At 67.1% G+C, this 12,384-nt stretch carries 11 protein-coding genes; 9 read left to right on the plus strand and 2 right to left on the minus strand.

What is annotated here, in order from left to right:
- Positions 1–47: 47 nt before the first annotated feature.
- The gene (locus tag AC1RB9_RS10075; RefSeq protein WP_003452489.1) at positions 48–1,292 is read left to right on the plus strand and encodes a lipoprotein-releasing ABC transporter permease subunit; all 1,245 of its coding nucleotides are present in this window, start codon (positions 48–50) and stop codon (positions 1,290–1,292) included.
- 87 nt (positions 1,293–1,379) lie between these two features.
- Here AC1RB9_RS10075 and AC1RB9_RS10080 read toward each other — a convergent pair whose 3' ends face one another.
- Positions 1,380–1,913 (minus strand): DUF2062 domain-containing protein, encoded by a 534-nt coding sequence (locus AC1RB9_RS10080; RefSeq protein WP_003091165.1) that lies wholly within the window; start codon positions 1,911–1,913, stop codon positions 1,380–1,382.
- Positions 1,914–2,043: 130 nt separating this feature from the next.
- On the opposite strand from AC1RB9_RS10080, the gene AC1RB9_RS10085 reads away from it, so the two are divergent.
- The 8 genes from AC1RB9_RS10085 to murB all read left to right on the plus strand — a co-directional run bounded on the left by AC1RB9_RS10085 (position 2,044) and on the right by murB (position 8,879).
- Complete coding sequence (locus AC1RB9_RS10085; protein ID WP_003119806.1) at positions 2,044–4,269, plus strand: DNA internalization-related competence protein ComEC/Rec2; 2,226 nt, start codon at positions 2,044–2,046, stop codon at positions 4,267–4,269.
- A gap of 72 nt (positions 4,270–4,341) precedes the next feature.
- The gene (locus AC1RB9_RS10090; protein WP_003091163.1) at positions 4,342–4,977 is read left to right on the plus strand and encodes a MotA/TolQ/ExbB proton channel family protein; all 636 of its coding nucleotides are present in this window, start codon (positions 4,342–4,344) and stop codon (positions 4,975–4,977) included.
- On the plus strand, positions 4,974–5,414 hold the full coding sequence (locus tag AC1RB9_RS10095) for an ExbD/TolR family protein (protein ID WP_003091161.1): 441 nt from the start codon (positions 4,974–4,976) through the stop codon (positions 5,412–5,414). The genes AC1RB9_RS10090 and AC1RB9_RS10095 overlap by 4 nt, the downstream gene beginning before the upstream one ends.
- Positions 5,414–6,412 carry a tetraacyldisaccharide 4'-kinase gene (gene lpxK / locus AC1RB9_RS10100; RefSeq protein ID WP_003091159.1) on the plus strand — a complete coding sequence of 333 codons (999 nt, stop codon included), beginning with the start codon at positions 5,414–5,416 and terminating at the stop codon, positions 6,410–6,412. Before AC1RB9_RS10095 ends, lpxK begins: the two co-directional genes overlap by 1 nt.
- Before the next feature lie 37 nt (positions 6,413–6,449).
- Complete coding sequence (locus AC1RB9_RS10105) at positions 6,450–6,635, plus strand: Trm112 family protein (RefSeq protein ID WP_003091157.1); 186 nt, start codon at positions 6,450–6,452, stop codon at positions 6,633–6,635.
- A complete protein-coding gene (gene kdsB / locus AC1RB9_RS10110) occupies positions 6,635–7,399 on the plus strand; it encodes a 3-deoxy-manno-octulosonate cytidylyltransferase (protein ID WP_003091155.1) in 765 nt (254 codons plus the stop codon). The genes AC1RB9_RS10105 and kdsB overlap by 1 nt, the downstream gene beginning before the upstream one ends.
- Positions 7,399–7,863, plus strand: a complete 465-nt coding sequence (locus AC1RB9_RS10115) for a low molecular weight protein-tyrosine-phosphatase (protein WP_003452488.1) — start codon at positions 7,399–7,401, stop codon at positions 7,861–7,863. Before kdsB ends, AC1RB9_RS10115 begins: the two co-directional genes overlap by 1 nt.
- Positions 7,860–8,879 carry a UDP-N-acetylmuramate dehydrogenase gene (murB, locus tag AC1RB9_RS10120; protein ID WP_003452487.1) on the plus strand — a complete coding sequence of 340 codons (1,020 nt, stop codon included), beginning with the start codon at positions 7,860–7,862 and terminating at the stop codon, positions 8,877–8,879. The genes AC1RB9_RS10115 and murB overlap by 4 nt, the downstream gene beginning before the upstream one ends.
- 158 nt (positions 8,880–9,037) lie before the next feature.
- Here murB and rne read toward each other — a convergent pair whose 3' ends face one another.
- Positions 9,038–12,211, minus strand: coding sequence for a ribonuclease E (gene rne / locus AC1RB9_RS10125; protein ID WP_033873587.1), 3,174 nt, complete (start codon positions 12,209–12,211; stop codon positions 9,038–9,040).
- Positions 12,212–12,384 lie beyond the last annotated feature (173 nt).

The raw sequence follows: 12,384 nt of genomic DNA on the forward strand, positions 1-12,384 counted from the left end.
TCCGCTCCCGTCCGGCGAATCCCCCATCGACTCGGTGCATCCGCGACATGTTCAGACCGTTACCGTTCTTCATAGGCCTGCGCTACACCCGCGCCAAACGCCGCAACCACTACATCTCGTTCATCTCGCTGACCTCGATGATCGGCCTGGCGCTGGGCGTGCTGGCGATGATCATCGTGCTCTCGGTGATGAACGGCTTCCAGAAGGAAATGCGCATGCGGATCCTCGGCATGGTGCCGCATGCCACCATCAGCGCGGCGCAGCCGCTGGACGACTGGCAGACCGTCGCCAACGCGGCGCTGCGGCACCGCGAGGTGGTCGGCGCGGCGCCGTTCGCCGAACTGCAGGGCATGCTGTCGTACAAGGGCAATATGCTGCCGGTGCTGGTCAACGGCATCGACCCGCAGGAGGAGCGCAAGGTTTCCATCGTCGGTGAGCACATCGTCCAGGGCAGCCTGGACGACCTCAAGCCTGGCGAGTTCGGCATCGTCCTCGGCGAGATCACCGCGCGGCGCTTCCATGTCAATGTCGGCGACAAGCTGACCCTGATCGTCCCGGAAGCCACCAGCGCGCCGGGCGGCATCACTCCGCGCATGCAGCGCTTCACCATCGTCGCCCTGTTCAAGGTCGGTGCCGAACTGGACAACTCGCTGGCGCTGATCGACATCGCCGATGCCGGCCAGTTGCTGCGCCTGCAACCGGGCCAGGTGCCGAGCGTGCGCCTGGAGCTGAAGGATCTCTACCAGTCGCCGCAGGTCGCCGCCAAGGTGGTCAAGGAGTTGGGGCAGGGCTTCAGGTCCAGCGACTGGACCAGGACCCAGGGCAGCCTGTTCAACGCGATGAAGATGGAAAAGACCATGATCGGCCTGCTCCTGCTGCTGATCATCGCGGTCGCCGCCTTCAACATCATTGCCACCCTGATCATGGTGGTCGCCGACAAGCGCACCGACATCGCGATTCTTCGTACCCTCGGCGCCACGCCGCGGCAGATCATGGCGATCTTCATGGTCCAGGGCACCGTCATCGGCGTGATCGGGACGGTCATCGGCGGGGTACTCGGGGTGTTCGCGGCGTTGAACATCACCGGGATGATCGACCGCATCGAACGGTTGGTCGGACACAAGGTCTTCAGCTCGGATGTGTACTTCATCAACTACCTGCCTTCCGATCTGCAGGTGCTGGACGTGGTGCTGATCTGCAGCGCTGCATTGCTGATGAGCTTCCTCGCCACCCTGTACCCATCCTGGCGCGCGGCGCGGACACAACCGGCCGAGTCGCTGCGCTACGAGTGAGCGAGAAGGCCTGCGCCAGTCCCAGCACGGGGCGGACAAGGCCCACGAAAAAGCCGCCTTCGAGGCGGCTTTTTCATGTCCGGCGGATCACTTCGCGGCGACCCGTTCGCGACGTTGCCGGCAGCGTCGGCTCCAACTGCGCTGCACCCACCAGCGCCAGTAGAGCATCGTCAGCGCGTAGCCGAGGATGGCGGCGATGATGCCGCACACCACCGAACCGAGCAGGAAGGGCTGCCAGAGGCTGGACAGCTCCTGGCTGATCCATTCCCAGGTGAGATGGTCCGGCAGGGTGCGCGGCGGCACCTGCATCAACCAGGCGCCCAGCTTGTAGGTGCAATAGAAGACCGGGGGCATCGTGATCGGATTGGTCAGCCAGACCAATCCGACGGAGATTGGCAGATTGCTCCGAATCCACACCGCCAGACCGGCCGCCAGCAGCATCTGCATCGGCATCGGGATGAAGGCGGCGAACAGCCCGGCGGCCATGGCGCGCGATACCGAGTGGCGATTGAGATGCCAAAGGTTGGGATCGTGCGTCAACTTGCCGAGAAAGCGCAGCGACTTCTGCGAGCGGATGCTTTCCGGATCGGGCATGTAGCGCTTGAACAGGCGACGCGGCATGTGGGCTCTCGGTGGATATAGGCTTGCGTATTATGCCAAGCAAGATGACAGGATTTCGTTGCCCATTGTATGACCCCATGTGACATGTCGGGGAGCGGAGGGCACGCCACGGGGATGGGAGGAACCGTTCATGCGCCTGGGATTGCCAGCCCTCGCCGCGGGGCTGCTGGCCCTGCGCTTCCTGGCGGAATTGCCGTCGGTCGGCTGGCTGCTGGGCATGGCCGCCGCCGGACTGTTGCTGCTGTTCGGCCGGCTGTACTGGCTGGGGTTGTTCCTGCTCGGGTTCGCCTGGGCCTGCGGCTCGGCGCAAGTCGCCCTGGACGGACGCCTGGCCGCCGAGCTGGATGGTCGCACCCTTTGGCTGGAGGGGCGTGTGGTCGATCTGCCGGCGAGCGGCGAGGGCGTCACGCGCTTCCGGCTGGAGGAGGTCCGCGCTGCGCGGGGCGTGCTTCTTCCCGAGCGTCTGCGCCTGAGCTGGCGCGGCGCGCCGCCGCTGATGGGCGGCGAACGCTGGCGCCTGGCGGTGACCCTGAAACGCCCCCGCGGCCTGGTGAACGCGGCGGGTTTCGACTACGAGGCCTGGTTGTTGGCGCAGCGGGTCGGTGCTGTGGGCACGGTGAAGGCGGGCCAGCGCCTGCAGCCGGCCAGCGGCCTGGATGCCTGGCGCGATGCCTGGCGCCAGCGCCTGCTGGCGGTCGACGCACAGGGGCGCGGCGCCGCCCTGGCGGCGCTGGTGCTGGGGGATGGCTCGGGGTTGAGCGCGGCCGAGTGGCGAATGTTCCAGGACACCGGCACCGTGCATCTGATGGTCATCTCCGGTTCGCATATCTCGTTGCTGGCGGGGATGCTCTATGGCCTGGTGGCGGCCTTGCATCGCCTGGGCTGCTGGCCGCGGCGCCTGCCCTGGCTGCCCTGTGCCTGCGCCCTGGGTTTGCTTGGTGCCTGGAGCTACGGGTTGATGGCGGGTTTCGAGGTCCCGGTGCGGCGCGCCTGCCTGATGGTCAGCCTGGCGCTGGTCTGGCGCCTGCGTTTCCGCCACCTGGGCTTGCTGACCCCGCTGCTGGCAACGCTGGTGCTGGTCTTGCTGGTCGAGCCGCTGGCCAGCCTGCAGGCGGGGTTCTGGCTGTCGTTCCTGGCGGTTGCCCTGCTGCTCTGGCTGTTCGCCGGGCGCCTTGGGCGCTGGCGCTGGTGGGCGGCCTGGGGGCGGGCGCAGTGGGGGATGGCGCTGGGGCTGGCGATGCCGCTGCTGGCGCTGGGCCTGCCGTTGAGCCTGAGCGGAGCGCCGGCCAACCTGCTGGCGGTGCCTTGGATCGAACTGCTGGTAGTGCCCCCGGCCCTGGCGGGGAGCCTGCTGCTGTGGGTGCCCGGGCTGGGCGAGGGGCTGCTTCGCGCCGCTGGCGTTTCGCTGGACCTGCTGTTTCGTGCGCTTGGCCTGCTGGCGGGCCTGGCCGAGGCCTGGCAGCCACCCGCCGCAGCGGCCTGGAGCGTAGCGCTGGGCATGCTCGGCGCGCTCTGCTGGCTGGCGCCGGCTGGCTTGCCGTTGCGTGCCCTCGGTGCCGCGTTGCTACTGCCGGCATTGTTGCCGTCATCGCCGCCTGTCGAATGGGGGCGGGCGGAAGTGCGGGTGCTGGACGTCGGCCAGGGGCTGGCCGTGCTGGTGCGTACCCGAGAGCATGTCTTGCTCTATGACAGCGGTGCGCGGCAGGGGGCGTTCGACATGGGCGAGCGGGTGGTGGTGCCGGTGCTGCGCAGCCTGGACCTGCGGCGCCTGGACGGCCTGTTGCTGAGCCATGCCGACAACGACCATGCAGGCGGTGCTCCTACGGTCGCTTCCCGATTCCCGCCGGTTTGGCTGGTCAGCGGCGAACCCGCGCGCCTGCCTTCGCCGTTGTTCGCGGACAGCTGCGACGAGCGGAGCTGGTCCTGGGATGGCGTGGTTTTCGAACAGTGGGCATGGGCACAGGCCGGCGACAGCAACGACCGCTCCTGTGTGCTGAGGGTCGAGGCTGATGGCGAAGTCCTGCTGCTGACCGGGGACATCTCGCGTGCGGCCGAGCATGCCTGGCTGGCGCGACAGGCCGATCCCCGGGTCGACTGGTTGCTGGCGCCGCATCATGGCAGCCGCAGTTCCTCCGGAGTCGCCTTCGTGTTGCGTACGCGGCCTCGCCATGTGCTGGTCTCGCGAGGTTGGCGCAACGCCTTCGGCCATCCCCATGGCGAAGTGATGGAGCGTTACGCGAGGGTCGCCGCGCAGGTCCACGACACGGCACGCGACGGTGCCCTGACGTTTCTCCTCGGAAGCCGTGGCGGCGCACGCCGGGAGCGTGATTCGGCGCACTTCTGGCGGGAAAAATGAGAACCGTGGCGGTCGGCGGAAAAGGGTCGCTGTGCTAGAGTGGCGCCACTTTTTTTTCGGGGATATGCCACTGTGTGGGAACTGGTTCAAGCCGGCGGCTGGATGATGCTGCCGATCATTCTGAGTTCGATCGCCGCCACCGCCATCGTCGCGGAGCGCCTGTGGACGCTGCGCAAGAGCCGCGTCGCGCCGCCCGAGCTGCTCGGCCAGGTGTGGAAGCAGATCAAGGGCAAGCAACTGAGCGCCCAGAAGCTCAAGGACCTGCGCGCCAACTCGCCGCTGGGAGAGATCCTCGCCGCCGGTCTGGCCAACTCCAAGCACGGTCGCGAGATCATGAAGGAGTGCATCGAGGAGGCTGCTTCCGGTGTCATCCACGAGCTGGAGCGCTACCTCAACGCCCTCGGCACCATCGCCGCGATGGCGCCGCTGCTGGGCCTGCTGGGTACGGTGTTCGGCATGATCCAGATCTTCGGCGCCTTCATGGACAACGGCATGGCCAACTCGCCGATGCTCGCCGCGGGCATCTCCAAGGCATTGATCACCACCGCCGCCGGCCTGCTGGTGGCGATTCCGGCGGTGTTCTTCCATCGCTACCTGCTGCGGCGGGTCGACGAACTGGTGATCGCCATGGAGCAGGAGGCCATCAAGCTGGTGGAAGTGGTGCAGGGCGATCGTGAAGTCGACTACGTCGAGGAAGGCAAAGCGTGAAATTCCGCCGCAGACGGGCGGGTGCCGCCCGTGAAGACGTCTTCATCAACCTGGCGTCGCTGATCGACGTGATCTTCGTCCTGCTGCTGTTCTTCGTGGTCAGTACCACCTTCACCCGCCCCGAGCAGCTCAACATCGAGCTGCCATCGGCGGAGAGCGGCGAAACCGCCGGCACCGAGCAGAAGCAACTGGAACTCTCGGTGGATGCCGAGGGGCACTACGCCTTGAACGGGCAGGCGCTGGCCAAGAGCGACCTGGCCACCCTGATGGCGGCGATGCAGCGTGAATCGGCGGGCGACAACAACCTGCCGGTGGTGATCAGCGCCGATGCCAAGTCCACCCACCAGTCGGTGGTCACGGCGATGGACGCAGCGGGCAAGCTGGGCTTCGTCCACCTGCGCATCACCACGGTCGAGAACACGGCGGCCAAGCCCTGATGTCGTTCTCCGAGCGACTGCTCGCCGCCTGGTACCAGGGGCATCCGGCGCTGGCGCTGCTGCGTCCGCTGGAGGCTCTCTATCGTCGGGTGGCGAACGGCCGCCGGGCGGACTTCCTGTCCGGGCGCAAGCCCGCTTACCGGGCACCGCTGCCGGTGCTGGTGGTAGGCAATATCACCGTCGGCGGAACCGGCAAGACGCCGATGATCCTCTGGATGATCGAGCACTGCAGGGCTCGCGGCTTGCGGGTTGGCGTGATCAGCCGCGGCTATGGTGCCCGGCCGCCCACCACGCCGTGGCGGGTGCGGGCCGAGCAGGACGCCGCGGAGGCTGGCGACGAACCGCTGATGATTGTCCGGCGCAGCGGCGTGCCGCTGATGATCGACCCGGATCGTCCGCGCGCCCTGCAGGCGCTGCTCGCCGAAGAGCAGTTGGACCTGGTCCTCTGCGACGATGGCTTGCAGCACTATCGCCTGGCGCGCGATCTGGAACTGGTGCTGATCGATGCCGCGCGCGGTCTCGGCAATGGTCGTTGCCTGCCGGCCGGTCCGTTGCGCGAACCGGCGGAGCGTCTGGAAAGCGTCGACGCGCTGCTTTACAACGGCGCCGACGAGGATCCTGACGGCGGTTACGCATTCCGCTTGCAGCCTACTGCGCTGATCAACCTGCAGAGCGGCGAGCGCCGACCGCTGGAGCATTTTCCCGCGGGCCAGGAGGTCCATGCCCTGGCCGGGATCGGCAATCCGCAGCGTTTCTTCAGGACGCTCGAGGCGCTACACTGGCGGGCGATTCCGCATGCCTTCCCGGATCACGCGACCTACACGGCGGCCGAACTGGCGTTCAGCCCGCCGCTGCCGCTGCTGATGACCGAGAAGGATGCCGTTAAATGCCGGGCTTTCGCAGCGGCCGACTGGTGGTACCTGGCGGTCGATGCGGTGCCTTCCCCTGCATTCGTCGCCTGGTTCGACGCCCGACTCGAGCATCTCCTGGCGCGCTGACCGGCGGCCGTGCCGCCATTGTATGAAGGACTCCGCCATGGACCCGAAACTCCTCGATATCCTTGCCTGCCCGTTGACCAAGGGCCCGCTGGTGCTCAGCGAAGACAAGACCGAACTGATCAGCAAGCAGGCCGGCCTGGCCTATCCGATCCGCGACGGCATCCCGGTGATGCTGGAGAGCGAGGCTCGCTCCCTGAACGTGGACGAGCGGCTGGACAAGTAATGACCCAGGCGTTCACTGTCGTCATTCCCGCCCGCTACGCCTCCACTCGCCTGCCCGGCAAGCCATTGCAGGATATCGCCGGCCAGCCAATGATCCAGCGCGTCTGGAACCAGGCCCGCAAGAGCGCCGCCAGCCGCGTGGTCGTCGCCACCGACGACGAACGCATCCTGGCGGCGTGCCAGGGGTTCGGCGCCGAGGCGCTGCTGACGCGTGCCGAGCACAACTCCGGCACCGATCGCCTGGAGGAAGTCGCTTCCCGGCTCGGCCTGGCCAGCGATGCCATCGTGGTCAACGTCCAGGGCGACGAACCGCTGATCCCCCCGGCGCTCATCGACCAGGTGGCGGCCAACCTGGCGGCGCACCCGGAAGCTGCCATCGCTACCCTGGCCGAGCCGATCCATGAGGTCTCCGCGCTGTTCAATCCGAACGTGGTCAAGGTCGCCACCGACATCGACGGCCTGGCCCTGACTTTCAGTCGTGCGCCCTTGCCCTGGGCTCGTGACGCCTTCGCCCGCGATCGCGACAGCCTGCCGGAGGGCGTGCCCTATCGTCGCCACATCGGCATCTACGCCTATCGCGTGGGTTTCCTTGCCGATTTCGTCGCCTGGGGACCGTGCTGGCTGGAGAACGCCGAAAGCCTCGAGCAATTGCGCGCGCTCTGGCACGGGGTGCGAATCCATGTGGCCGATGCCCGCGAAACCATGCTTCCGGGCGTGGATACGCCGGAAGACCTCGAACGCGTTCGCCGCGTGCTGGGGGGCTGATGCGCGTCCTGTTCGTCTGCCTGGGCAACATCTGCCGGTCGCCCACCGCCGAAGGCGTGTTCCGGCGCAAGGTCGAGGAGGCCTGGCTGGCCTCCCGTATCCATGTCGATTCCGCCGGCACCGCCGGCTGGCATGTCGGCAAGGCACCTGACCAGCGCACCCGCCTGGCCGCGCAAAGGCGCGGCTACGATCTGTCGGCACTGCGTGGACGCCAGGTCGGCATCGAGGATTTCTCCTGCCATGACCTGATCCTGGCCATGGACCTGTCCAACCTGGCCGACCTCGAGACCCTGCGTGCCGGGCGCGGTGCCGCCGAACTGGATCTGTTCCTGCGTCGCTACGGGTCCGAGCGGGACGAAGTACCCGATCCCTACTATGGCGGCGAAGAAGGCTTCGAGCAGGTCCTCGACCTGATCGAACATGCCTGCGACCGTCTGTTGATCGAAGCCAAGGGGCGACTGTGAGCCTGGAACTGCAAGAGCATTGCTCGCTGAAGCCCTATAACACCTTCGGCATCGACGTGCGCGCCCGCCTGCTGGCCCACGCCCGGGACGAGGCTGATGTGCGCGAGGCCCTGGCCCTGGCTCGGGAGCGTGGATTGCCGCTGCTGGTGATCGGTGGTGGCAGCAACCTGCTGCTGACCCGTGACGTCGAGGCGCTGGTTTTGCGCATGGTCAGCCAGGGGCGGCGAATTGTTTCCGATGCCGCGGATTCGGTGTTGGTCGAGGCGGAGGCGGGCGAGGCCTGGGACCCATTCGTACAATGGAGCCTGGAGCGGGGCCTGGCCGGTCTGGAAAATCTCAGCCTGATTCCCGGCACCGTGGGTGCGGCGCCGATGCAGAACATCGGCGCCTATGGCGTGGAGCTGAAGGATGTCTTCGACAGCCTGACGGCGCTGGATCGCCAGGATGGAACCCTGCGTGAGTTCGATCGCCAGGCCTGCCGTTTCGGCTACCGCGACAGCCTGTTCAAGCAGGAGCCTGATCGCTGGCTGATCCTCCGCGTGCGCCTGCGCCTGACACGGCGGGAGAGGCTGCACCTGGACTACGGGCCGGTACGCCAGCGCCTGGAGGAGGAGGGCATCGCCAGTCCGACGGCCAGGGACGTAAGCCGGGTAATCTGCGCCATTCGCCGGGAAAAGCTGCCCGACCCCGCCGTATTGGGCAATGCCGGCAGCTTCTTCAAGAACCCGCTGGTGGATGCGGCGCAGGCCGAACGCTTGCGTCAGGCCTTCCCGGATCTGGTTGGCTATCCGCAGGCGGACGGTCGGCTGAAGCTGGCTGCAGGCTGGCTCATCGACAAGGGCGGCTGGAAGGGCTTTCGCGATGGCCCGGTGGGGGTACACGCGCAGCAGGCGCTGGTTCTGGTCAACCATGGCGGTGCCACCGGTGCCCAAGTCCAGGCATTGGCGGAGCGTATCCAGGAGGACGTCCGTCGGCGTTTCGGCGTCGAATTGGAGCCTGAACCCAATCTCTACTGAGGGTGCGGCTGGAGAATGAAAAAGGGATGCCGGCGGCATCCCTTTTTCATTGTGCGTGTTCGGCGGCTCTGGTCATGACGGGCGGTATGCCGGAGTGCCGCGGAATGACACGCAAAAAAAAGGGGATGCCATGGCATCCCCTTTTTTCAGTCTGTCACTCAGGCATGCGGGCGCGAGGTTTCGCTTTCCTCGGTCTTTTTCGCGTGCTCCGTGTCGGTGGCGTCTTCGCCGGAAGCTTCAGGCTCGGCCTGTACCGCTTCCTGGGCTTCGTCCGCCTGGGACGGAACGTCGGCCTGGGCGATTTCTTCAGCCTGGGGTGCAGCAGGTTCCTCCTGGGCCGACGCTTCCTCGCTCGCTACAGCCGGGACCTCCTCGACGGCGGGAGCGGCCTGAGCTGCCGCTTCGGCTGCTGCTGCGGCTTCGCGTGCCAGACGCTCGGCTTCGCGTTGCAGGCGACGTTTTTCCCGTGGGTCGTTGAGGGCACGGCCGGTCGCGTTGGCCGGCACCGCCGCGATGGCCGGGGTCGGCTCCTCGGTGGTTGCGGGCTCGCTAGGGGCTGCTGCTTCGACGGGCACCGGGGCGGCAACTTCTTCGGCCGCTTCCGTTGCCGGTTGCACGGCGCTCTCGGCGTCTTCGCGGCTTTCCACGCTTTCGCTGGCGAAGGGAGCTTCTTCAGTGGCTTGCGCGACCAGCAGGGTGCTCTGGTCGGCTTCGTCCCGGACCACGCTGACGGTCACCGGCGCTTCGATGTCGGCGGTTTCGCCGGTATTGGCCTCGCTGTCCGCGTCCTGGGTTTCGACGGCTTCGCTGGTCGACGCGTCGGTCTCATCGCTTGCCGTGGTTTCGCTGGCAGCCTCGCTGGTAGTGGCCGGGGCTTGCTCCACGTTTGCTTCTACGGCTTCGCTGGCGACAGCGATACCGGCAGCGGCGGCGGCTGCGACGGTGTTCAGCGGCGCGGCGGCATTATCGGTCGCCTCGCTGCCTTCCAGCTCACCGCTGACCTCGCGCTGGCGTTCGCGGCGGTTGCTGCGACGACGCTGGCCGCGGGAGCGGCGGCGCGGGCGCTCGCCATCGGTATCGTCCTGCTCGTCCTGCTCCAGGCTCTCGTCGTTCGGCAGCGCCTCGGCTTCCAGGGCCGCGGCGTCGCGAGCCTGGCGATCCTCGCGCGGCTGGCGCTCTTCGCGGGCCGGGCGCTCGGCGCGTTCTTCACGGCCTTCGCGGGGTTGGCGCTCTTCGCGGGCCGGGCGTTCGGCGCGCTCTTCGCGGCGGCGTTCGCTGCGTTCCTCGCGACCTTCGCGGCCTTCGCGCGGCTGGCGCTCTTCGCGGGGTGTCCGCTCGGCGCGCTCTTCACGGCCTTCGCGCGGCTGGCGCTCCTCGCGAGCCGGGCGCTCGGCGCGCTCTTCGCGGCGACGTTCGCTGCGCTCTTCGCGGTTCGGGCGTTCGGCGCGCTCTTCGCGCGGTTGGCGCTCTGCGCGTTCCTCGCGGGGCTTGCGCTCTTCGTCGCGGCGATTGCCATCGCGGCCATCGCGGCGGCGGTTCTGCTGGCGGCCGTTGCGACGCTCGTCCTGGCGGGTTTGGCGCTCGGCAGCCGGCTTGCTGGTTTCAGCAGGCTTGGCGGCAGGTTGATCCTTGCCTGCGAACAGGCCGACCAGGGACTTCACCAGGCCCTGGAACAGGCTCGGCTCGGGCATCGGCTTGGCCGGCTCGACCGGTGCTTCGGTGTGTTGCGGTGCGGGCTGCTGGGGAGCGACGGTCTTGACTGCTGCTTCCTGGCGGACCAGGGTGCGGGTCGAGCTGACCGGCTGGGCTTCTTCGTGCTCGACGGTGGCCATTTCGTAGCTGGTCTGGCCGGCAACCAGTTCGGGGCTGTCATCGCGCAGACGCTGGACTTCGAAATGCGGGGTTTCCAGATGATCGTCCGGCAGGATGAAGATGCGCGCGCGGGTACGCAGTTCGATCTTGGTGATGGCGTTGCGCTTCTCGTTGAGCAGGAAGGCGGCGACCTGGAAGGGCACGCGGGCGCGGACTTCCGCGGTGCGGTCCTTCAGGGCTTCTTCCTCAATCAGGCGCAGGATGGCCAGCGACAGCGACTCGACGTCGCGGATGATGCCCTGGCCGTTGCAGCGCGGGCAGACGATGCCGCTGGTCTCGCCGAGGGACGGACGCAGGCGCTGGCGGGACATTTCCAGCAGGCCGAAGCGCGAGATGCGACCGACCTGGACGCGCGCGCGGTCGGCCTCGAGGGCTTCGCGGACACGCTCTTCCACGGCGCGCTGGTTCTTCGCCGGGGTCATGTCGATGAAGTCGATGACGATCAGGCCGCCGATGTCACGCAGGCGCAGCTGGCGGGCGATTTCCTCGGCCGCTTCCAGGTTGGTCTGCAGGGCGGTTTCCTCGATGTCGCCGCCCTTGGTGGCGCGCGCCGAGTTGATGTCGATGGAAACCAGGGCCTCGGTCGGGTCGATGACGATGGAGCCGCCGGACGGCAGCTTCACTTCGCGCTGGAAAGCGGTCTCGATCTGGCTCTCGATCTGGAAGCGATTGAACAGCGGAACGCTGTCCTGGTACAGCTTCACCTTGCTGGCGTACTGCGGCATCACCTGGCGGATGAAGTTCAGGGCTTCTTCCTGGGCGTCGATGCTGTCGATCAGCACTTCGCCGATGTCCTGGCGCAGGTAGTCGCGGATGGCGCGGATGATGACGTTGCTTTCCTGGTAGATCAGGAAGGGCGCGCCACGTTCGCCGGACGCTTCCTTGATCGCGCTCCACAGTTGCAGCAGGTAGTCGAGGTCCCACTGCAGTTCCTCGGTGCTGCGGCCGAGGCCGGCGGTGCGCACGATCAGGCCCATGTCGGCCGGTGCGTTGAGGCCGTTCAGGGCCTCGCGCAGCTCGTTGCGCTCTTCGCCTTCGATACGGCGGGAGATGCCGCCGGCGCGCGGGTTGTTCGGCATCAGCACCAGGTAACGGCCGGCCAGGCTGATGAAGGTGGTCAGGGCGGCGCCCTTGTTGCCGCGCTCTTCCTTCTCGACCTGGACGATGACTTCCTGGCCTTCGCTCAGGACTTCCTTGATGTTGATCCGGCCTTCGGGGGATTTCTTGAAGTATTCGCGGGAAATTTCTTTGAGGGGGAGGAAGCCGTGGCGTTCGGCGCCGAAGTCGACGAAGGCGGCTTCGAGGCTGGGTTCGACGCGAGTGATGCGGCCTTTGTAGATGTTGGCCTTCTTCTGCTCGCGGGCGCCCGACTCGATGTCGAGGTCGAACAGGCGTTGGCCGTCGACCAGTGCAACACGCAACTCCTCGGGTTGAGTCGCGTTGATCAGCATTCTTTTCATGTAGTACCAATGGTTTCCGGGGCTACCGGAAACGGCGATCGGCACACACGACTCTCACGGTCGGTGCTCGGGCGCGTATTCAGGAATGGCGGGCCATTCCCGTGTCCAGCGGCGCTCGGCACTGGGTGCCGGTCCGCGACTACGTCTCCTGCTTCCTGTGTTTCAGAAGCACT

It is taken from the genome of Pseudomonas sp. 20-5 (assembly GCF_056782835.1).

Excerpts from the sequence above, each read along its gene's own strand:
- kdsB (WP_003091155.1), top strand. The coding sequence starts at position 6,635 with ATGACCCAGGCGTTCACTGTCGTCATTCCCGCCCGCTACGCCTCCACT.
- lpxK (WP_003091159.1), top strand. The coding sequence starts at position 5,414 with ATGTCGTTCTCCGAGCGACTGCTCGCCGCCTGGTACCAGGGGCATCCG.
- AC1RB9_RS10105 (WP_003091157.1), top strand. The coding sequence starts at position 6,450 with ATGGACCCGAAACTCCTCGATATCCTTGCCTGCCCGTTGACCAAGGGC.
- rne (WP_033873587.1), bottom strand. The coding sequence starts at position 12,211 with ATGAAAAGAATGCTGATCAACGCGACTCAACCCGAGGAGTTGCGTGTT.
- AC1RB9_RS10115 (WP_003452488.1), top strand. The coding sequence starts at position 7,399 with ATGCGCGTCCTGTTCGTCTGCCTGGGCAACATCTGCCGGTCGCCCACC.
- AC1RB9_RS10075 (WP_003452489.1), top strand. The coding sequence starts at position 48 with ATGTTCAGACCGTTACCGTTCTTCATAGGCCTGCGCTACACCCGCGCC.
- AC1RB9_RS10085 (WP_003119806.1), top strand. The coding sequence starts at position 2,044 with ATGCGCCTGGGATTGCCAGCCCTCGCCGCGGGGCTGCTGGCCCTGCGC.
- AC1RB9_RS10080 (WP_003091165.1), bottom strand. The coding sequence starts at position 1,913 with ATGCCGCGTCGCCTGTTCAAGCGCTACATGCCCGATCCGGAAAGCATC.